Source organism: bacterium (assembly GCA_037128595.1).
Lineage (GTDB): Bacteria > Verrucomicrobiota > Kiritimatiellia > CAIKKV01 > CAITUY01 > JAABPW01.
The window spans coordinates 91,115-111,743 of record JBAXWB010000006.1 but is presented as its reverse complement, the minus strand read 5'-3'; the positions used below and the strand labels follow the sequence as shown (position 1 = coordinate 111,743).

The following is a 20,629-nucleotide window of genomic DNA, read 5'->3' as shown; positions in this document are numbered from 1 at the left end:
CAGGAAAACCATGCCCAAATATTTTGCACACCACACCCATATTACAGAAAACATTTCCTCAAAAATATCCTGCCAACACATTCAACAGCAACAGGTTGCAGTTTACCAAATAAATCATTCCGGTCTTGCCATTTTTGGCATGCCGACCCTTCGCGTGCCTTTGGCATGCGTTGCGATACTTCGATCTGTTAACAACACCGAACCAGGCATCTGGAAATCGGTGCAACCGGCATATTGCCGGAGAGGAATATTCGTATGGAGAGTAAAATTAGTTCAATTCGTGGCGTTATTGCGGCATTCGGGTTCGAAAAGGAGCGCATTGATAGGGCACTAGCCGCACTACAAGGTGACCCACTACCAGGTCACCAGGAGGGGGTGGAGGAACCCTTGCTTACACCTATCCAACTCGGCAAAAGGTTGGGTGTTAGTCAAACATCGCTGTGGCGCATGCAACCGCCATTTATCCGGGTAGGACAGCGCAAGCGCTTCGTCTGGAACGAGATACAAGAATTCTTGAAAGCCACAGGCAAGGCGGTGGCGGCGTGAATGGGGCACTACCAGAGTGGGCGATTGCGGATCTCTGCCGGTCGGGGATCCCTTTGGAGGAGGCCCTTGAAGCGGGATTCCACGGTGTGAATCCAGATCAAGTTCGCGGGTTATTAGGATTCTGTCCGGCGGACATGCCCGAAGCATATACGATTCCGTTCATGGACCCGGCCACTGGGCTGGCGATGATGACGCCCGACGGGAAACCTTTCGTTCGGGTCAAGCTTCGGAGCCCGATCCGGATGGGTGAGGGGGAGGCAAAATACCTATCACCGCGAGCTGGCGGAACGCATGTCTACATCCCACAGGCCGCGCATCAGGCTGTGTTGGCTGGGGCGCCACTGGTCATTACCGAGGGCGAGAAAAAGGCGTTGAGTGCCACTCTGGCCGGCATCCCGACCTTCGGGCTCACTGGAGTATTCGGTGGCCAGGATTCGGCAACGCGGGACATTCATCCCGACCTCGCTCCCTACCTGAAGCCGGGTTCCGAATTGACGTTTGTCCTGGACAGCGACGCTGCTGTAAATGTGAACATCGCGCTTGCTGCGCACCGGTTCAACGCGGCGGCCTTGAAAAAAGGCTGCCAAATTAAAGTGGTGGTATTGCCATCTCATTTTGAAGGGAGACTTTCATGAAAGCTGGCATGGACGATGTTCTCGTTCGTGATGGCGCCGTGCGGCTGAGAGAGGTCCTGGCGGGGGCTGTGCCGCTGAACGGGACCGTGGCTGAAGTCTATACAGTCTGGATGCTCCGGTTCTGCGGGCAGTGTAAGGCCGCTGGCGTCGAGCCGCAGTCGTTGGCCCAGGAAATCATCCGGAAGGGGTTCTACGATCATGTTACTTCGACCACACGGCGCACGATTATCAAGCAGTTGGAAGCGGCCTGGCCAGAATTGGTTGTGACCATCAGGGTGGCCATCCGGGCCAAGATGGATGCCGAATTCGCTGCGGTGGTCGTGCCTGAGAATGGCGGGGAAGGCATCACGAATGGCGCCCATGTCAAACTCCCAGGGTTTGATCTGCCCGGCAGGGTGGATTCCATCGAAGGCGATGTGGTGTTCTGTTTCGAGCCCGGCTCGGTCTATTCCAGCCGGCCATTCTTTAAGAACCATCTCGAGACAACGGAAAAAGCCTCAGCATCAGGAGTGTCTGGTGCAAATGCGGATATTCGCGCCAAACTCTGGGGGGTCGCGCAGATTCCGAAGTTGTCGGCGCCTGAACGAAGCCAACAGATTGCTGCGGAGGTTCTCGAGTGGCTGCACGGGCGTGGAAGCTTTTATTTCCATGTCGACCACCCGGACTTCGCCAGTGTTATGTTCTTCGATGCAGAGCGGAAGCTGCTCCTGCCTGCGCAGAGTGATTCATTTCTAGCTTGGTTATCGGACTGTCTGGGGATCAACCGGGCTGACCGAACCTTTAGTTTCATCCAGTCTGCAGTGGAGACTGAGGGATTATCAGAGCGTGCCACACCAATTGAGCCATCAACCTTTTGGGCCGTTAGGCCGGGTGTGATTTATCTTTCATCAGGGCCCGGCCATATGGCGCGTGTCTCTGCCGAGGGGGTGACCATGGTCAATAACGGGACAGATGGGGTCTTGTTTCCCTGCGGCGCAACCCTTGCGTCATGGAGTCTGGTCGAACCACAGGATCCCTTTGAAAGATGCCGGCTATTCAGCGACATGTCGACGACGGCCCCTCACGGACGTGACCTGTTCAAGATCTGGGTGATGAGCCTACCGACCAACCAACGAACAAAACCACCCCTGGTGATCTCGGGTGACGTGGGTAGTGGTAAAACGCGTTTGATTCGGGGGGTGTTCGAGCTCTTTGGCATTCCGGACCGGATCAACGCGGTTCTGAAGGACAAGGAAGACGACTTTTGGTCGGGAGTAAACGTGGGTGGGTTGTCCTGCGCTGACAACGCCGACACCAAAGTAGAGTGGTTCCCGGATGCCTTGGCGATCGCCTCGACTGGTGGTTCGCGTGAAAAACGAAAACTCTACACAGACTCCGATAATGTGATCCTCAAGGCGCGGGCGTGGGTCTGTGTGACGTCGGCGAACCCGTCCTTCGCTTCTGATGCAGGTCTAGCGGATCGCCTTTTGGTGGTGCGCCTGGACCGTCGGAAGGGGGACACCGCGGAGTCCATACTGTCTGACGAGATTGCCCAGAATCGCGATGCAGGATTATCCTTTATCGCCCATTCCTTGTTGCGTGCGTTGGCGGACCATGAGTCGGTTCCGGGCGGTCTAAATAGTCGCCACCCCGACTTTGCCGAGATGGCTATCAGGATCGGGCGTGCCGTAGGGCGTGGCGATGAGGCCGTGATGGCGTTGAGGGCGGCTGAGGCTGACAAGGGGATGTTCAGCATCGAAAATGATAATGTTGGTGCCGCCTTGCTGGAACTCGTCCGCGCAGGGTCGTTTAAAGGAACTGCGGCGGAGCTTGTGGTCGCCATCACTAGAGTGGATCCATCCTTTGTGGGTAAACTTTCGCCAAAAACGCTTTCAAAGCGCATGTCAAAACTGTGGCCCCATCTCGAACGGGTCTTTAAAGTCACGCAGGAGCGGGACACCCATACGAAAATGCTGAAATATACTCTTCAACCACCCGAATCTGCGGTGATTGCGGTGATTGAAAAGCCGTTTCCGGTAAACCCCTCACGTAAGAATTATATTAAAAGTCTGCCAGAAGTGCCCTCTGAATCACCGCAATCACCGCAAACCAATGGGATGCCGTCAGAGGGTGTAGATTCATCTCAGGCCTGTGTTTGCGCATCTGAACTGGATTGGAATGATGAGAAAGTGAGGGTCGCATGAAGATTGATTTCAATGATTTAAAAATCAATACATCCGTCTGGAAACCGTCTGTGGGACGGGTTGCAGATTGCTTCTCCTATGACACCGAAACCACGGCCGTGGACGATCCTCAGATTATCCAGGATTATGTGGTTGGTTCTGTTTGTGACGGGGAGAACGCTTATTTCGTTCGGCGGCAGGACCTCCAGGCGTTCTGGGAGGTGCATCAAGACTGCCGTGTGTTCATGCACACGGCTTCCTTTGATTTGGAAGTCACCACCAAGGCTTGTGGGTTCGACTTCCTCCCAATGGTGGATACTGGGCGTATTATCGATATTAGCATCCTCTACCGGCTGCTTAAGACGGCTAAAACGGGAGATGTTGCCCATCGATATAGCCTCGATTGGATGACAAAGGAATTGCTCGGGGTGGAATTGGATAAAGATGAAACAGTTCGCAAGGGATTCGGACAATTCCTTGAGGGGGGTAGCGTTAATTATCAAGCAATCCCTCCAGAATACCTTGTGTATGCGGCGCTGGACGCCACGGCGACCTTCGTGTTGGGTTGTCGTATGGAATTGGACGTCAATTCGCTTCAAATGCCCTACAACCCCACGCAGAATATTGGGTTTGGCGACCTGGGGCACGACATCCAACTGAAAGGCGATGTTGCGTTACGTGCCATTGAGCATCGTGGAATGTGTGTTGACCTCGGCGTTGTCGAAAAACTCGACCAAGAGTTGGTTGCAGGGATTGATAAAAGCAAAACCGTGTTGGCTCAGTATGGTTATGTCCCTGGCCGGCCTGGTACCAAAAAGGTTTTCAATGGGATTGTTGCCCCGCTGGCAAAGGAACGAGGGTTAGTTTTATACGTAACCCCGAAATCCAGGGATGCATGCCAGTCCGCCGATGCCCTCGCCCCGATGGCCGATCACGAATTCGTTGGGGCCTTCCTCGAATTCAAGGAGCAGGACAAATTGAGGTCGACATATGTCGATCATTTGCGCGAATCAGGGGGGCATATCTTTCCGAGGTATAATCTCCTGGTGCGAACCGGGAGGACATCCTGCTCAAAACCCAACATTCAAAACCTCCCGCGCAAGGGTGGTGTTCGTGAATGTCTGATCCCGTCACCCGGTCATGTGCTTATTGCGTGTGATTATTCGACTTTGGAATTATGCACATTGGCTCAGATATGCTTCAGCCGGTATGGCCAGTCTCATATGCGTGAGCTGATAAATGCGGGGGTGGATCTTCACCGGCATGTCGCAGCAATGATCTTGGGGAAGCCTGCGGATCAAATCTCAAAGGAAGACAGGCAGAAAGCAAAAGCGGTTAACTTTGCCCTGCCTGGCGGCATGAGTGCCAAGAGTTTGGGTGGTTACGCGGCTTCGGCCTATGGTGTCCACCTGACTGTGGAGGAAGCTGAAAGCTGGCAAACCAAGTGGGTGGATCTATTCCCCGAAATGGAGCTTTATCTGGACACAGGCAACACGCTGGATCAACTGGGCGCTGAACTCGACTTGGACTCCTTCCCTGGTGGTCATCTCAGGTCAGAAGCTGCAGCTGCCATCATGATGCGGGTCGCTGGCGGGAAGTCTGAGTCCTCAATGGGACGTGAGTTCAGTCCTGAGGAAATCAATTGGGCCTGGGAGCAGATCGAAAATAGTCCAGCTAATCGGTATAAAATCACGCGTGAGGCCATCAAGACTCGTCAGGGTTCCCGGCTACTTCAGCGCTTGATTGTCCCAGGCACAACCGTGTCGATTCCCACGGGGCGGGTGAAGTCCAACTGTCGTCGCAACCAGGAATTGAACATGCCATTCCAAGGCCTCGCTAGTGATGGCGCCAAGTTGGCCTTATACGAATTGAACCGCGCCGGCTACCGGGTGGTTGCCTTCATCCATGATGAGGTCCTTGTGGAGGTGCCGGAACGCGATGATTATCGGGAGCCGGCTGAAGACATCTCCAGGATCATGATTGCGGCTATGAAACAGGTGTGTCCGGACGTGGAAATCCGGACCGAATTCGCGGTGATGCGGCGTTGGGACAAGGCGGCGAAGGCTGTTTATGATGCCCAGGGACGGCTGATTCCGTTCGGGTGAGTGATACCGGGGCTGCTCGTGTGAGCAGCCCCTTTTTAATAATAGGAGAGGAGATAGTATGCAAAGTGATGCAACGAAACGATTGGATGATTTGACTGAACAATTAACCGACTTCCCTGACAGCGAGGCGCCGCCGATCCCGGAGGAGTGGCTCAAGGCATCCAGGGGCCAGAATGAGACGGAGGTGTGCGATGAGTGATTCCACCAGTATTATGGAGGAAACGTGGGAAGCCGAACTTGAACGCCAAGAGCGGGAAGACGAGCGGCGGGCCGCGCTTGCGTATGCTGAAAGTTTGCGTGTAGCCTACGCTGACCCCGATGCGCCACCCAGGGCGCCCGACTCAGTAATTCAGATGACCGGTACATCACGGGAAGTGGCTCCGGGCGCGATTGGTCAGCTCTTGATGGCGCAGGTGATAAAATCGTCCGCCCTGAACGTGGCTGACATGTTGAATATGATCCAGATCTTGGAGATACCGCGGGACACCATGGTAATGGGTGTTGATGGCACCGATGGAACCGATACCTACCTGGTCACTTATGCCGATCCAGATGGGCGGAATCAGACGATCGATCTGGGCCCCAACCGTGTGCTGGCGGAGTGGGCCGAGGCGATCCTAGCGGAGCGCAGATGGCGTGCGTCACCCAGTGCAAAACGCTGGCAGCATCCGAGGCCGTCGGATCTCGTGTAAGCCGGGGTGGGCGCCAATCGACCAGAATCGTTTGGCGCCTCCGGTGTTATGGTGGATAGAGGTTCATTCTGGTAAATCAGTCCAGATCTTATCTAGGAATTCGACTAGTTGAGGCATCCCCGCCACATAGTCATTTGCAGGTTTGCCTTTAAGTGTGTTTACCTTAAACCGTTTTGTCGAATTGTATAGCGCATTTGCTATTGAAGGAGCAAGTTGTGAGTCTAAGTCAAAAAACGATATCACAGACTCCTTGTCTACTATTAACCATTGAACGGTACAACTCAAGAATGCGCAACGCTCCGAGCTTCTGAGTAAAAACGTTCCCATTTTTGATAACTTGTAGCCAGCAAACCCGCAGTCAACATATTTTCCGGGATTGCCTCCAGAAGATGTATAGCCCTGTATCTCCCTGAGATTATTTCTTGAATTCTCATGCGGCCTAATAAAGACACAATCTTTGAATTGTGGTGTGGAGCATATATCTACGGGACCATAGAAGATAGTATTCTGAAAACACTTAGTGTTCTGATCAGGGCCGCTATATGTGTGACAGGACCCTCCTTTATCTATCGAAAGAAATGGGAGACCGACTATAGATGTCGGAGTGTATGAAATACGCCCGAGATTGATGGCGATAGACCCTGCTGTCGGGATTACTTTAACACCTCCCTGTATAACGCAATCTTTGTCGAAAATGCAGAGACCCTCAACTTTCAGGTCATGTTCAATTCGACCTTGAATTCGTCGGGGCTTTGAATCAAGAACAGTCTTCCAGTGCTCAATTAATCTTCGCACTTTCTGGTTCTGAATTTCTGGTTTTAGGTTAGGGTCGTTGACGACTGGTCGGTCTTTACCCTGTTTTTCCGTGATTAATACATCCCCCTTGTTTTCGATAGGTTTAGCCTTTGGGATAAGTTGAGAAATGAGGTCTATCTCGTTTTTGACTAGCTGGGCGTCTTCGATTTTATCGGTCGCCGTCAATTCTTTCATTAACATATCTAGTCGCACTATGTATTGCTTCTGCAGGAGGGTCATCCGTTGATTCCGTTCAGACTCAATGATCTGAATTAATTTTTGATATCCAGAAACTTTCTCGGTCGAGGCTTGTTGAGCCTGATTGTCAGGAATCATGGGGTAGGAGAAGGTTTGCTGCTCTTTCTGTAGGACTAGGTAAGCGTCCATATCCCCCTTAGTTTTATAGTCGTGCATCAGATTGACCAGGGCATTTGTGTATTTCTCGAAAGTGGAGCTTTCGATTCTATTCTTTTCTAGGTCGTACTTCCCCCTGAGTGTTTTTACAATATTAACTTCATCAGCATTGACTGAAGTCGAGATAATGACGGTCACTATAGACAGGATAGTAAAGAGGGTATTTTTCGGGGTATGTTTCACGGGAAAATATTCCTTCATCAAATGAAGACATTTTGTTTCAACTGGAATTACCTTACCAAGTATTTCAGGATAAGGTATAAAAGATTAGGCATAGTAATCATGTTTACAAAGCATGTCTGTTCAGGTGTTGGAACGGCAAAAATCAGGGCGGTAGCTGATAACGGGTGGCGCACGGTTGGCGTACGCTTACCTTGACTTGCGCATAACCATTTGCTATCCTGTTATTTACATCAAAGCACCACTCCGAATCCCAATAATCATTCCCGGGGTCGTTATGTCGAGGTGGTGCGCATGTTCCAGAAAAACCTAGAAGTTCAGTCGGCTCAGCCGTGTGCAGCGGTGCCAGATCTGTTGCGACAGATCTCACCTCGACTCGCTATCGTGTTTAATGCGATAGGCTGTTTGAAGTCACGGCCTTGGCTCGGGCAGAACCATAATGGTCGTGGGGAACCTTACCGATTGCTTAAGTGCTGTCCCAGTCCTCATCAGCAAATCTATTTCTATCTTGGTAGGCCATCCCTATTTGAAATTCAACTGCTCTCCAGTTACATCCAGACCCATTGGCCACAGGATGAATCATGCTTTCAGATACGTGAAAGAACAGGCGTTCGGAAACGGCTCCGGCAGAAGATCGCTGAGTTGGCGATCAGTCTGGGGTATCGGATTCGTGGCCATAATATGTACAGGAGACGATGATGTTTAATCGAGTATTGGATCCGATTCATGAATTTCGTACGGACCTGGTTCTCCGGGCGAGGACCGCAACGATCGAGGATTCATATCTGTAGAAGGTTTTGATCACCAGATCATGGATCGCATTCGGTTATGAGAAACTGGGGGATTACCTCCAGTATGAGTTGGGACTAACGGCGGAGCGCGCTCGCGATTGGGTCGCCACAGCAATCCGCAGGAATCTTGAATCCGAGGCACTATATGGGTTACCCCTGCCGGCCTGAACGAACGTTGGAGTTGCTCGCGTTGCTGGGGGAGCTTCGGGAGAACGACGTGCAACTAGTACGGCTTCATACCGACCGTCTTGCGAGGATCTCTGCCCGTTCGCAGCGCCGGACTGTGGCTACGTTAAGGGGCCTTCGAAGAGCGCTTAAGGCAACAGAAGCGTCCATCGGGAAGATCGAGCGCGCTATGGAGAATAGATGAACGACATAATCACCCCCGTGGATGACCCGATTGGCTTCCAGCTCGACTGGCGCCACCGTGTTGCCACTGCGGCCGAACGCATGCTGCCACTGATGGGACGTGACCCCGATTTGAAGGCCGTTTACCAGCATTTACACCAGCGCCCCAACCCCGCTGTAGAGCGCATAACGGGGTGGCACGGCACCATAACGGGCCAGCTCGTGGAAGCGTATCTAGTCACAGGATCACCAGTAGAGGCGATTGCGGTAGAGTTGGGGTTGGAGGCCCAGGATGTCCGTCTTTACGGCCAAGTATTCTGGGCCCTTAGGGATGCACAGGATCGACCGCTGCGAGGGGTTCTGATGCGCCTCAGGGCGGCATTACCACGTGAGCCGGGTGAAGATGACCGCTTGATCCGTGCAGCCCTCCTGGGTGGGCTGGAAGGCCTCAGGGGGCAGACTGGTGCTCGTGATCACAGTGATCTCAGCGCCCTAGTAACTGCAGAATTAACCCGTCGTGTGGTGGCGGGAGAGATGAAGACCGGAGACCTGATCCGTCTACGCTCGCATGACCTGATGCTTCGGAAGATTGAGTTGGATTCTCGTGATGGACAGCAGCAGGATCAGGACGCCACCCGGTTGTTGCTGGATCTGCTTGGACAGACCGCGCCACGTATGAAACCCGTCGATCAGACTGCTGAACAACTCCGGGCGGCCGATGTGCTTCTGAGGGGTAGGATTGATTCCCAGCGACAGGCGACGGGGATTGGTGTCGTCGATGCGGGTGGGGAACGAAGGCTGGATTCGATGTTGAAGCGGGTGTAGTGGAGAAACTGTTTGAAATGAATCGGCGCCCAGGGAGAGGAGAGTGGTGATATTGGTGAATTTCAAAACTTGAATAGCGCGTTCAATGTCATCAACGGGTTGGCGGTTGATGGTTATCGTGGGCCGGAGGGCCGGGATAACGTTCAACGGGTTAGCGGAAACGTACGGCGGGTTAGCGGAAACGTACGGCGGGTTAGCGGAAACGTACGGCGGTCGCTTGAGGCCAGATTCAATCGTGTACCGGGTGTACCAGGTGGAAAACTCGTCCATACATAACCTAAACATGTACCTATATACGCGTGAGAAACCTGAATAATATGAGGGTATTCTTATTATTCAGGTTATATGGGAGCGACTTATCCGGCCGGCACACCCGGTACAGAACCAGCAAGAGGACAGTTTTGCGGTGATTGCGGTGATTGAAAAGCCGTTTCCGGTAAACCCCTCACGTAGAGATTATATTAAAAGTCTACCCCAAGTGCCTCTGAAACACCGCAATCACCGCAAACCCTATAAAGTGGAGGTCGTTTGAGACGGGCAATCGAGTATCTATTATGCCTCTATTATGCCACTCGACAGCTATTGGTGTGAGGCGTATAAACCCAAGAATAACAAACACAAATCGAGAGGCGATATGTCCAGCGTAAAAATCTCGTTCGCGAACAGCAGGCCTGGTGATCCTGATAGTCCCCGTAGGTGGTATGTCTGGACGAGGGGACGCTCTGGCAAAAGAAAGGTTCTTCTGCCTACATACTATTCTCAGATGATTCGGGCAGGTCGCACGGAACATGCAGAAAACATTTTCAAACAGGCTCGTGAAATGGGTTATGATAAGTCTGCGATACTGGAAAAAGCTCCAAAACCTGCTTCAGAGATTGTCTGTAGCCGTTTTCATGGAAACGCCAAATTGAAACCTGTCACAGCAGATCTGGATTTCTCAAAGATTGTGAAAGACCTTGTCCAGTATCTTACTGGTGAGCTTGGGGCGGTGGTGCAGCTTCATTTGCAGATTGAAGCCAAAGTTGTTGATGGATTTGATGCTGCTGCGCTTCGTGTTGTCAAAGAAAAGGCACGGGTCCTTGGATTGATCAACGCGAAGTTCGAAAAGTGAAGTCTCAGTTCTAAGGCGGATTAATGAATATATTTTACCTTGATCGAGACCCAAAGAAAGCCGCCCGGATGCATTGCGATAAGCATATCCCGCGAATGGCGACTGAGGCGGCGATGCTTCTTTCAATTGCTCATCGCAGGAGAGGTTACCGGGGCAACGAGATTTACCGGGAATCTAAAACAATATCAAAGTCCCTTGGGCCATTGGTATGGATAATGGAAAGCCGCAGCAATTACCGATGGACTGTCACCATGGCGCTCGAACTTTGCGCAGAACATGTCCGTCGTGGCCGAGCAAAAGGAGTAACGAAGCCGGCGCCTTGGAAATGTTTACCTGTTCTCCGGTGGCTTCGTGATCACGAGCCGGATTTCAATGCTCCGACCGCAATGATCCCCGCCACTGAACGTGAGCATAAGGACTTTTACGCAGGGAAAGAGAAAGATCCGGTAAAGATTTATCGACGGTACTACATCCTCGATAAGCACATGTTCGCGAAATGGCCAGAGGGGAAGATACCGAAGTGGTACAAGGAAGGGCTTGCGAAGATGAGCCCACGTGCCCTTGCACGGGCAGATCGATATCATAAAGCGAGGCGGAAGCCGAAGTCAAAACCTCAACCTTAAGTGATACTTATAGGCACACAAGACCAAATGGTAGTCGAAACCAGAGTGGACAAAAGCTTGCGCGATACTGCCAGTTGGCATGGAGTTTAAAAAGAAGTTTGGTTATATGGTAGAACCCAAAATGCATGTTATTTGAAGTGAGTGTCCTGATTAGGGTGTGGATTTGAGTTTCAGGGCGCGCCAAAACAAGTACGAGTTTAATTGCCTGGGAAAGTTGTAATAGTCAAAAGCGGGTAAAGGTCTTCCTATGAATATCTATGCTGAAAATAGGCCTAAATTGCTATATTTGAACGAAACAAAATTTCGTGAGGCAATGTTGAAATTGCGGCAGCGTGGTGGTGTGCACGGTCGAGCATATGATGCAGCTTGTGAGCTTATCGGGGAATTCAGTTGTGGAACGGAAGATTCGAGAAAACTCACCCACTGGGGTGAGAGTCGGATTGAATACTGCAACAAATACGATTTGACTCATGGGTCACATAGGCTGGTTACGTTACACACCCAGGGGTGCATCTATCTTTTATATGTGGGAACACACGCAGAGGTTGATAGATGGCTGGATGCCAATAAGGGACTTACCGTAGCCGCGAATAAAGAATCAAAAAGAATTGGCATGACATATGTTACGAGTCCTGGCGAAAAGGTATATCGTGAATCTTCCGGGCGATCTTGCGCTGCATGGACTGATGATAATATCCCTTACTTAAAACGACTAAAAAAATTCGATGTCCATAAATACATCTTTGATGAACTGCTTGTAACAAAGCTAGAAGCGCTCAACGAGAATAGTACTGAGGAGGATATTCTTAATATTATTGGGCAGGTAGCGGAAGCAGATCCGTCCATAAGTTATTTGTTGCTCGATGTTTTCCTGGAGCTTCGTGATGGTCGAAAAGAAGGTGCATTGACGCGTATAGAACAGTATCAAGGCAAAGCTATTGATGTAACTGTGGATCCAGGGTTAGAGGCTGAGGCTGTCAAAAGTTCCGTCAATTCCGATAGGCTTATGATCCTTTCTGGAATGGATAGCGAGGGTATTCGGAACCTGTTCGTGCCGGAGCATTTTCAGGAGTGGATGCTCTTTCCGCATCCGGAACAAAAACGGATAGCAGAGCAGGATTGCGACAAGCCAGTGGTATTGACCGGCGTTTCGGGTAGTGGAAAAACATGTGTACTCGTGCATAGAGCTAAATACCTGGCAAAGAAGTACCCCGGTGAATCCATTCTTCTGCTAACACTCAATCGGAGTTTGTGCCGTCTGCTGCAAAACCTTGTTGCAGCGTTGTGCGACTCCGAAGAGATGAAGACGATCAAGGTTTTGGCGTTTTATGACTATTTTGAACAGTTAGTTTGTCATTTTGGTCCTAGTGATTATCTCAAACAACTACGTCAACTAGCTGCGGATCACCCGCAATCTAAAGAAATTCAGGCAACTATAGATCGTGTTGATCCTTCGACGTTTGCTCGTGAGTTTGACCCGCTAAGTAATGAAACGTTGGAAGACACGTGGGAGGTGTTTCTAGAGCAGGCCTATGTCAAAACCCTTCTTACATACCTGACAGAATGGGTTCGGGTATATGATCGGCAAGTCGACGTTGAGGAGTACCTTCGAGAAGAGTTTAGCTTCGTTAGAAGTGCTACTATTACCACGCGACGGAAAGAAGAATATATGCATCTAAAGCGCGCTGGTCGCGCTATTCGATTTGATGGGAAGACGCGGCAATATGTTCTGGACTTGCTGCTTTTATATGAAGAAACAATGCTTGCTGGGGGCATGTTGGATGAGTTGTCCTTGACTCCGGCTTTACTGCCGCATCTGTCTAAGTTGCAGAATTTGCCTCCGCAACTGGGATTTCGTTGTCTCCTTGTTGATGAGTTTCAGGATTTATCTACGCGGGATCTCGCATTATTAAGACGAATTGCTGGTCACAAGGAAAACAGTTTTATCGTGGCTGGTGACACAGTTCAGCGAATCCTAGTGAAGGATTTGCGGATGAAGGCTGTTGGATTAGACTTGGTTAACAGTAAATGGGAAAAAATCAGAAAGAATTACCGTAATAGCAAACAAATCCTGAAAGCAGCTAGCCAGTTAGCTAATATTTATGCAAAACATGCGAAGCAGCAAGGGGAAGAGATTGAAATACTAGACCCAGAACTAGCAGAGCGGGAAACAGCTAAACCTTTGGCGATTAAGGTCAAGGATGGTAATGCAATAGAGGCAGCCTATAATCTCGCGCGAGAATGTTTGGGAGATGGAGAGGCTGTTCCCTGGACTATATGCATTGCTACGGCAGCGCCTGATGTGATGTCAATTGCGCGAATTCTTTCTCAGAAACCAGTGGATTTTCCAGCACCTGTTGAGGCATTGACGGGTGACTACAATCGGAACAGAGACACCATGACGGTGGGTGGTATTTCAGATGTGAAGGGGTTTGAGTTTTCAATGATCATTATTGTCGGTTGTGGGGCGTCACAATTGCCTCCGCGGGACGGTTGTTCAGAAGAAGCATGGCGCCATGCTTTACGATTGTACGTTGCCATGACCCGGGGACGCGATCAGGTAGCACTATTATATGAGGGAGAACCTTCTCAATTTATGAATGTGATGCGTGAAGAATTGTCATGGGAAGATATGACGACGATACCTGAATAATGGCCCCGTTACCCGGCCGGGGACGGGGTACCATTCACTATTCTGATGATATCCACCATCCTGACCATTACGGCGCTCTGCAGGGTAGGGGCCTTGGAACCTCTTGAACCCGCCACATTGAGCGTGCAGCCATCGGGACAGGATTCCCCGAGCCAACTCACCGTTGTTTCGACTGATTCCTCACGGGTCATCTCATCTAGATCAAGGTGAAGGCAGGGTTTGGCGATTAGTTGGGGCGCTATTGTGGCCGGGCTTGACGCCGCAGTTCACCACATTGCCCGCGCAGCCTCAGCTTCGAACCGCTGTTGTAGGTCTGATGGCATCGCGGAGAAGAAGTCCAGCCCGGTTTCCTCTTCTATTTCATCAATACTGGTCAGATACTGTTGCGCTGACTCAGTCCCCGTGACGGTTTGTGGCATGATGAACGCCAGTACGCTGGGCCGTCCGTCATCCTCCCTGACGATGATCTTGAAGCAGGCATCCGGGATGTCCTCGCCGCCACTCAACCGATTGCGATTATGGAATATAGGCCCGTCAATGACCCAGATCTGCCGGTAACGTGGGGCATACTCCTTGATTTCGGTCTGCTCCAGCCGTTCCCATACCTGCCGGTTCAGGGCAGGGCGTTGCGGGAGGATATTGGACATCAGGAAGGTCTCCTGTTGTGCCTTTGGGCCATAACAGACCGCAATCGCATAATTGGGTGCCATGTGGCCCCGGTCATAGCCGCTACCGCTGTAGTCATGGGAGTTGGCGCGGGCAGCCGTCCGGTAGTCCGTCTGAAACCCCTGTGGCCGGGGAGGGGCTTGGAAGCTATCCGGCCGGAATAGCCGGTAACATACCCACACGGGGTCCTTGCGGCTTTCGCTGTAGCCGACCAGGTAACCGGTATTGGTCAGTACGGTGACGGGATAGCTTGGGGTGGTTTTGGGAAGGCCGGCATAGCTGTATCGGTCACCCCAATGATCCGAGACGGCTTCCGGCGGGGTAGGGGCGGGTTGAATCGGACGTTCAACAGTGGGGATCAGTAGATAGGCGATTACGCTGATCGAAACGACGAGGACGAAGAACAAGACCCACAACCAAATCTGACGACGGCGATCCTGCTGGTTACGATTATCGAGTTGAATTTGTGGCCGCCCGTGATCCATCAAGGGACATTAGCACCTTCGGCGTATCAGGGAAACTGTGACTTCATGATCACGGGTGCGCTGATAGGGGAGGGGTTGTGAATCAAACGACTATGAGGCCATGACGATAATCGTGAGCGCGTTGGACTTGTCATTTTAAGGCGTTTTTGATGAATTATGGCATCACTGGCAGTACATTTGCCTGCAAATTGGAGGCGTATGACACAACCGTACGACAGCTCTTGGGATAGGAGCAAAGACGTTGATATTTTTTTGCGGAAATGCGAGGAGTGGGAAAAGCGCGATTGGTGCATCTGGCTCAAGGAACATCTGTCATTCCCCTTTGAGGTCAAGCGAATGGAAGACATGGTGGAGAATCCCTATGATCCTGATGATGGCCCCTTTTCGGTGGGGCGTCGCATGCAGGTCACTGATCTTAGGGAGGAGGACTTCCCGTTGGGCTTTCTCGTTTGCGTCGAATCCAAGAAGGCGAAAGGTAGCATCCCTCTGGCAGATGTTCAGGTTGCCGATAAGCGTGATTCCAACTTCTGGCCGGTACGCGAGTATGTAGTCTGGATGGCCAATCACTGATGGACGGGGAACCGCTATGAGCCATTGCCCGCGCCGTAAGCATATGTCGAGAGAGGCCCGGCTTCAATCAGCCAAGTCGGTCCGGTGGGTCGAGACCTATAAGGGTAAGAATGTCATCCGGGGCTATTGTAAGTGGTATGGTGTGGATCCGTTATGCGCCGTAATTGAGTTGCGCTCGCTGGGCGTGGCGATCAGCGCAGAGCGTGAGGTGCAACTCCGGCGGAGCGCAATTAGTGTATCCGTAGCCCGCAAGAAAAAGAAAGTTGAAACGCCGCGTAATTTGAGTGATTCCGATGATACGTTTGCGTTTATCGCCGGTTATACGCCGGGCGGCTTCCCATATGGAGTTACGTGGGAAGAACTGGGGGAGACGTATCCTCAGGACGAGGAGGTTGTTGCCCCGTACCACCCGCCTACCGCTTGAACGTTATATGCAGCCCTCCGGGCACTAATAATCATCAACCGTTGGCCGCTCAAGCGAACAGTTCGGCAGCATGGGTGCCTTTCAGTTCTACTGGTGTCGGGGGATTTTGATTAAGCGGCCTAATGAACCATCTGCCATTGCTTGATGGCATCGATCGGACATATGAGCATGAGTACGTTGAGGGTGAGGTTGTCCCTCACGATGATGGCTAAAAATACCTCGATCAACACAAACATAGTGATGGCGATGCGAAAGCCAAGGTGACGGGCCAGAATAAAACCGGCCGTGCAGCAAAGGATATCGGATAGGGAGTTGATAATGGAATCCCCCTCGTATCCTAGCCCGATGGTCGCTTCCCGATAGCGCTGAATGATAAAGGCGGTGTTTTCTGCCACCTCCCAGACTGACTCCATGAGGATGGTCAGCGTCAGCATCCAGGGGAATGTTAGCCGCTTGAACAACCAGGTCAGGATCCAGAAAAAGGCCACCCCGTGCAGGAGGTGTGTGAAACTGTAGGGGTCGAAGACATGCTGGGAATTATGGGCGCTCCAGATGTCCCCTGCCCAGAGATTCCACCGCCCACAGGTGCACCACCATACCCGCCCCTGTACGATGAGCTGGCATGTGGTTGCGACTAGGAACAAGGCCACCACCCAGCCAGGCCGGCAACCCTTCATTATTTGAACTTTCATGGGGTGAGTGTGCAGAAACGGGATTGTAGAGTCAAACCCAGTGGGCGTAACCGTTGGCCGCTCAAGCGAGCAGTTCGGCGGCGTGCTTTTTGATCAACGTTTCAAGCTGGCTTTTGAACAGCATGGCGGCAAGTGGGAGAGTACCGGTGATCGCCACATGTGAGGGTTCTATCGCCAGCACGCCCGCAACCCTGAATCCCATCACCGTGCAGGCGAATTTACCCGTATCCTTGACCCATTCCTCTTGAAGATCGCTGATCTTGTCGCCGTGTTCCGCTTTCAGATCGTTGAGTAGGCCCCGGATACGCGAGGTGGCTACATCGGGTGTGAGCGTGTGGGGGATAGTAAGATTGAGTTTGGGCATAACCGGCTAGCGCTTTCCTTTGTCCGCGCTCTTTTTAACCGTTTCCTTGGCCTGGGTAGCCGGAAAGAGGTATGTGGCCGCTTGAACTGCCGTTGGCGTAGTTGAGCCGCAGGAAGGCCTGATCATTACGGGTAATTCGCCGGGCCGTTCAACGGTGTAGCCGCCCCCATAGGTGGAGCGGATGCGGGTGGGTAGCTGGCCGGGCGTGAGGATGGTGGCACCCCCGCCATACGTGGGGCTGATGGTGACCGGCAGCTGTCCGGGGATCGATACCGTGGATCCGCAACCGTAGGTCGGCCTCACGTAAACGGGCAACTGACCTGGCGTACTGATCGTAGAGCCTCCCCCGAAGGTTGGGCTTACGGTGGTGGGCAGTTGCCCTGGCTTGTTGATGGTGACGCCGCCGCCCGAGGTGGGGCGGATATAGGTCGGAAGCTTGCCGGGCTCCTGAACGGTATAGGATTGGGCATAAACGCCAGCTACGTAGATAGAGGCGAATAAAATCAAGACGATACGTTTCATGGCATCTCCTCCCATGAGCTTATTATGACCCTGACGAGATCGTTTCTCAATGCATATCGCTGCTATTGCATGATCCCATCATCTGCAGGTGCCATTTACATTTCGCTGGAACTCCTGACCCATAAGCGTATTTTATGAAGAACATCAAATAGGAGTCATTATGCCAAACATCGTCAAGGTATTGAGGGAAGAAATCATTCGTATTGCCCGTAAAGAGGTTAAATCGTCTGTAGTGCCCATGCGTAAACCGGCCGCCAAAATACGTCTGGATGTCGCTGATCTGAAGGGTCGCGTACTCCTGCTGGAAAAGGAACTCAAGCGGCTCACCTTGCTGGCAATCAATTTAGCCTCAACTCAGCCGGCCCCCGCTGAAGCTCCTGAAGAGGGTAGGGCGTGGATATCCGGGAAGGGGATCAAGACGCTACGCCGGAAGCTGGGGCTGTCTCAGAAGGAATTTGGCAAACTAACCGGGGTGACTTCGCATGCAGTAATGTTATGGGAAGGCAAGCCGGGGATGTTGAAGTTCCGGGATAAGACCAAAGTAGCGGTTATGGCGGTCAGGGGTATCGGTAAGGTTGAGGCCCGGAAGCGGCTGGACGAGATGGTTGTGAAGAAGGTTGTTTCAAAGGGACGAGGACGTGCGAAGCGGTAATCAAAAGGAAAGATCATGGAAAAGGTTGAAAAGACTGTGAAGTTCAGGGTTGAGAAGGAAACCAAAAACACCGTCAAATACAATGAGGTGCCAGCAGAGGGACAGCCGCCCATTATCGGTACCTTGTATGTTCAGAAATGGTTTGCCGGGAATGCAACAGAGATTGAAGTGACGGTCAGGAAGTAGGGGAAGATAACGCATGAACGTTATGAGTGCCCCTCCGTGCCCTAATCATATTCAACCCTAACAGCTAAAAAAGGAGCCATGGGCGCTCCTTCGATGTTTACCAACACCGCGTCGGGTTCTGGTCCTCCAGTGGGAGGCCTGTTTGTTTATCCACCTTCAGTATTGCGGGTCGATCGGGCATTGCTTCCCTGACCCACAGTAGCGCATGCCCGCCATCGGTTGGCCCCTGATACGCCATCACCTCCGTCCAGCCGCTAAGCTGGGCCGTAGTGACATACCGGACGCGGGCTGGGGCGCCTTCATCGGTCGTCTTCCAGCACCCATAGTACTGACTCCACCAGACATCCCTGCCTTCAGCGCGAAGCTGGGCGGCAATCTCCAGCGTTGCCTCCCTGGGTTGGCCATCCACAACCAGGCTTGCAGGCTCGATGTAGCTGTACCCGGCCTGACGGTTGATCTCACAGGCCTTCGCGTAAAGATCGTTGTGTCCGCCAACGGCTGCCAGTTTATAGACATGGCCGTTCATCCGGCACATCCGGTCCGGACGCTGGCCATCAGGCGTATTGAGGATCCCGTGGTTCCGTCCGCCACAACTACACCGGCACACCGTTTCGTGGGCATGCCAGCAGGCTTCACCGCAAGTCTGCTCTGTCAGTATTCCAATGATGTTCATGATCTCCTTCCGTTTAAACCCCCGTACGCCAAACCAGCGCACGGGGGCATCGTTCAACCGTTCCTGATGTAGGCGTTCAGCCCAACGACAACCGGCTTGCCGTTCACCGTGCAGGTAGTCGCTATATTCCCCCTTGAGCTTGCGACCACCAGTGTCTTGCCGGTCGCGCTTGGCGTGGGCGTTTGGGTATCAATCGTCACGATCAGTTTCTTTCCTTCGATCTTTGCTTCAATGCTCATACGTTCTCCTTTCGTTTATGTGTCGAACTCTACTAATCCGTTTTCCCGGATCGAGGTGTAGGGGCGCAGGTACTCAGGTCTCCGTGTGCCGATAATGACGTGGTCCAGCACCTTGATGCCGATGACCTGCCCGGCCTGCACCAACTGCTTGGTCAGTCGAATATCCTCTGCTGACGGGGTTGTTTCGCCCGAGGGATGATTATGAATCAACACGACGGCGCTTGCCCGGATCTCAATGGCTTTACGGAATACCTCCCTTGCATGCACGAGAGTGGCGTCAATTACGCCGATGGAGATAATGCCGCCAGCGATCAAACGGTTCCTCGTGTTCAGGCACAAGACTGTGAACGCCTCCTGTCCGTATCCTGCCTGCTCCTCGCAGGCCCGGTAGCAATCCTCCGGTGTTCTGACATACACGTCGGTCACACTGGGTGCCGGTTGCATACAGAATCCCAGAAAGAACTCATTTCTTTTCATAGTTTCCTCATATGTTCATTGCAATTGAAAGGAAGGCCGCTTCTTCTCTTTTCCTTTTTAACTCTTTCAGGTTATCCTTCCGCCATGTGCCTGCTGGACGGCCTGAAAGTAGATCCAGCGCACAGCCATAACAGTGAGGCCTTTTTGCCTTCAAAAAGCCGCCACACCCTCCTAAGCAAGAGTAGATGAACCGGCTGTGCGGTCGTTTTCGCCACCATGAGTTACTCACGGATTCCTCCCCTGATCTGCATATACGATGCCGTCGCCAAAGCCTAATGCGAGGCGGCAGGCTTCCAACGTACTGCCTGTTGTCGCTACATTGTCGACAAAGTAATAGACGGTATTGGTTATGCGTAATGGCCCGGCGATTCTTATCATCGCGTGCTCCTCTACTGTCAGCCCCAGCAGTCCATGCCGGCGCCTTACGCAGGAGCTTTGGACTGGGTGGCGGCGCGCTACCGTCTCCATGACAAACACACGTCTGCTCGATATGGCCTTAATCTGTTCGGCCAAACGGTTAGCGAATATCCAGTTCACCTGCGTCGTATTCGTACTAGACGGTACTGGCATCAAGATGATGACGGCACCGGGGTAGGCGTGGCTGTCTACGAGTGGAGCTAACGCCGTGCTGGCTAACAAGTTGGCCTCGTCATTGGGTTGTTTCAGCGCGTAGCTGATCCGGCGTACTTCCTGTTCAGCAGGCGTGAGCGGCCGCTCTCGTGGACTTACGTACTTTTCTGCATAGATGATTTTCATCGTCCTCCTTAAATGAAAAACCCCTGCCGGCGACCGGTCAGGG

The 20,629-nt window shown here is 52.2% G+C and carries 24 protein-coding genes; 14 read left to right on the top strand and 10 right to left on the bottom strand.

The genetic code is table 11. The features are described 5' to 3' along the window. The first annotated feature begins 255 nt into the window (after positions 1-255). From WCS52_05005 to WCS52_04980, 6 genes are read left to right on the top strand one after another with little or no spacing between them, the layout of a single operon-like run. Positions 256-546 (top strand): hypothetical protein, encoded by a 291-nt coding sequence (locus WCS52_05005; protein MEI6166533.1) that lies wholly within the window; start codon positions 256-258, stop codon positions 544-546. Next, entirely contained in the window at positions 543-1,181 is a 639-nt protein-coding gene (locus WCS52_05000; GenBank protein ID MEI6166532.1) for a DUF3854 domain-containing protein, read from the top strand. Before WCS52_05005 ends, WCS52_05000 begins: the two co-directional genes overlap by 4 nt. Continuing rightward, positions 1,178-3,364, top strand: a complete 2,187-nt coding sequence (locus tag WCS52_04995) for a hypothetical protein (protein ID MEI6166531.1) — start codon at positions 1,178-1,180, stop codon at positions 3,362-3,364. The genes WCS52_05000 and WCS52_04995 overlap by 4 nt, the downstream gene beginning before the upstream one ends. Beyond that, positions 3,361-5,448, top strand: a complete 2,088-nt coding sequence (locus WCS52_04990) for a DNA polymerase (GenBank protein MEI6166530.1) — start codon at positions 3,361-3,363, stop codon at positions 5,446-5,448. The genes WCS52_04995 and WCS52_04990 overlap by 4 nt, the downstream gene beginning before the upstream one ends. Before the next feature lie 58 nt (positions 5,449-5,506). Next, positions 5,507-5,647, top strand: a complete 141-nt coding sequence (locus WCS52_04985; GenBank protein ID MEI6166529.1) for a hypothetical protein — start codon at positions 5,507-5,509, stop codon at positions 5,645-5,647. Further along, complete coding sequence (locus WCS52_04980; GenBank protein MEI6166528.1) at positions 5,640-6,140, top strand: hypothetical protein; 501 nt, start codon at positions 5,640-5,642, stop codon at positions 6,138-6,140. Before WCS52_04985 ends, WCS52_04980 begins: the two co-directional genes overlap by 8 nt. Before the next feature lie 63 nt (positions 6,141-6,203). On the opposite strand, the gene WCS52_04975 is transcribed toward WCS52_04980, so the two are convergent. Further along, the gene (locus WCS52_04975) at positions 6,204-7,532 is read right to left on the bottom strand and encodes a hypothetical protein (protein ID MEI6166527.1); all 1,329 of its coding nucleotides are present in this window, start codon (positions 7,530-7,532) and stop codon (positions 6,204-6,206) included. A 1,154-nt stretch (positions 7,533-8,686) separates the two neighbouring features. On the opposite strand from WCS52_04975, the gene WCS52_04970 reads away from it, so the two are divergent. From WCS52_04970 to WCS52_04955, 4 genes are all read left to right on the top strand, one after another. Beyond that, the gene (locus tag WCS52_04970) at positions 8,687-9,493 is read left to right on the top strand and encodes a hypothetical protein (protein ID MEI6166526.1); all 807 of its coding nucleotides are present in this window, start codon (positions 8,687-8,689) and stop codon (positions 9,491-9,493) included. Between the two features lie 820 nt (positions 9,494-10,313). Next, positions 10,314-10,604, top strand: coding sequence for a hypothetical protein (locus WCS52_04965; GenBank protein MEI6166525.1), 291 nt, complete (start codon positions 10,314-10,316; stop codon positions 10,602-10,604). A gap of 23 nt (positions 10,605-10,627) precedes the next feature. Beyond that, positions 10,628-11,227 (top strand): hypothetical protein, encoded by a 600-nt coding sequence (locus WCS52_04960; protein MEI6166524.1) that lies wholly within the window; start codon positions 10,628-10,630, stop codon positions 11,225-11,227. 247 nt (positions 11,228-11,474) lie between these two features. Continuing rightward, the gene (locus WCS52_04955; GenBank protein MEI6166523.1) at positions 11,475-13,880 is read left to right on the top strand and encodes a UvrD-helicase domain-containing protein; all 2,406 of its coding nucleotides are present in this window, start codon (positions 11,475-11,477) and stop codon (positions 13,878-13,880) included. Positions 13,881-13,888: 8 nt separating this feature from the next. Here WCS52_04955 and WCS52_04950 read toward each other — a convergent pair whose 3' ends face one another. Both WCS52_04950 and WCS52_04945 read right to left on the bottom strand, forming a co-directional pair. Next, positions 13,889-14,071, bottom strand: coding sequence for a hypothetical protein (locus WCS52_04950; GenBank protein MEI6166522.1), 183 nt, complete (start codon positions 14,069-14,071; stop codon positions 13,889-13,891). 75 nt (positions 14,072-14,146) lie between these two features. Next, positions 14,147-15,031 carry a DNA/RNA non-specific endonuclease gene (locus tag WCS52_04945; GenBank protein MEI6166521.1) on the bottom strand — a complete coding sequence of 295 codons (885 nt, stop codon included), beginning with the start codon at positions 15,029-15,031 and terminating at the stop codon, positions 14,147-14,149. 198 nt (positions 15,032-15,229) lie between these two features. Here WCS52_04945 and WCS52_04940 point away from each other — a divergent pair, with 198 nt between their 5' ends. Further along, the gene (locus tag WCS52_04940) at positions 15,230-15,601 is read left to right on the top strand and encodes a calcium-binding protein (GenBank protein ID MEI6166520.1); all 372 of its coding nucleotides are present in this window, start codon (positions 15,230-15,232) and stop codon (positions 15,599-15,601) included. A gap of 16 nt (positions 15,602-15,617) precedes the next feature. Further along, complete coding sequence (locus WCS52_04935) at positions 15,618-16,025, top strand: hypothetical protein (GenBank protein ID MEI6166519.1); 408 nt, start codon at positions 15,618-15,620, stop codon at positions 16,023-16,025. Positions 16,026-16,144: 119 nt separating this feature from the next. On the opposite strand, the gene WCS52_04930 is transcribed toward WCS52_04935, so the two are convergent. The 3 genes from WCS52_04930 to WCS52_04920 form a co-directional block, all read right to left on the bottom strand. Beyond that, entirely contained in the window at positions 16,145-16,717 is a 573-nt protein-coding gene (locus tag WCS52_04930; GenBank protein MEI6166518.1) for a DUF2585 family protein, read from the bottom strand. 61 nt (positions 16,718-16,778) lie between these two features. Next, complete coding sequence (locus WCS52_04925) at positions 16,779-17,081, bottom strand: polyhydroxyalkanoic acid system family protein (GenBank protein MEI6166517.1); 303 nt, start codon at positions 17,079-17,081, stop codon at positions 16,779-16,781. A 6-nt stretch (positions 17,082-17,087) separates the two neighbouring features. After that, entirely contained in the window at positions 17,088-17,603 is a 516-nt protein-coding gene (locus WCS52_04920) for a hypothetical protein (GenBank protein ID MEI6166516.1), read from the bottom strand. A gap of 160 nt (positions 17,604-17,763) precedes the next feature. Between WCS52_04920 and WCS52_04915 the strand changes: the two genes are divergently transcribed. Beyond that, positions 17,764-18,255, top strand: coding sequence for a hypothetical protein (locus tag WCS52_04915; protein ID MEI6166515.1), 492 nt, complete (start codon positions 17,764-17,766; stop codon positions 18,253-18,255). A 15-nt stretch (positions 18,256-18,270) separates the two neighbouring features. Continuing rightward, entirely contained in the window at positions 18,271-18,441 is a 171-nt protein-coding gene (locus tag WCS52_04910) for a hypothetical protein (protein ID MEI6166514.1), read from the top strand. Between the two features lie 97 nt (positions 18,442-18,538). Here the strand turns inward: WCS52_04910 and WCS52_04905 are convergent, their stop codons facing one another. The 4 genes from WCS52_04905 to WCS52_04890 all read right to left on the bottom strand — a co-directional run bounded on the left by WCS52_04905 (position 18,539) and on the right by WCS52_04890 (position 20,586). Beyond that, the gene (locus WCS52_04905) at positions 18,539-19,114 is read right to left on the bottom strand and encodes a hypothetical protein (GenBank protein ID MEI6166513.1); all 576 of its coding nucleotides are present in this window, start codon (positions 19,112-19,114) and stop codon (positions 18,539-18,541) included. A 53-nt stretch (positions 19,115-19,167) separates the two neighbouring features. Further along, positions 19,168-19,353 carry a hypothetical protein gene (locus WCS52_04900; protein ID MEI6166512.1) on the bottom strand — a complete coding sequence of 62 codons (186 nt, stop codon included), beginning with the start codon at positions 19,351-19,353 and terminating at the stop codon, positions 19,168-19,170. A 15-nt stretch (positions 19,354-19,368) separates the two neighbouring features. Beyond that, positions 19,369-19,830 (bottom strand): JAB domain-containing protein, encoded by a 462-nt coding sequence (locus WCS52_04895; GenBank protein MEI6166511.1) that lies wholly within the window; start codon positions 19,828-19,830, stop codon positions 19,369-19,371. Positions 19,831-20,055: 225 nt separating this feature from the next. Continuing rightward, positions 20,056-20,586, bottom strand: coding sequence for a hypothetical protein (locus WCS52_04890; GenBank protein MEI6166510.1), 531 nt, complete (start codon positions 20,584-20,586; stop codon positions 20,056-20,058). Positions 20,587-20,629: the final 43 nt, after the last annotated feature.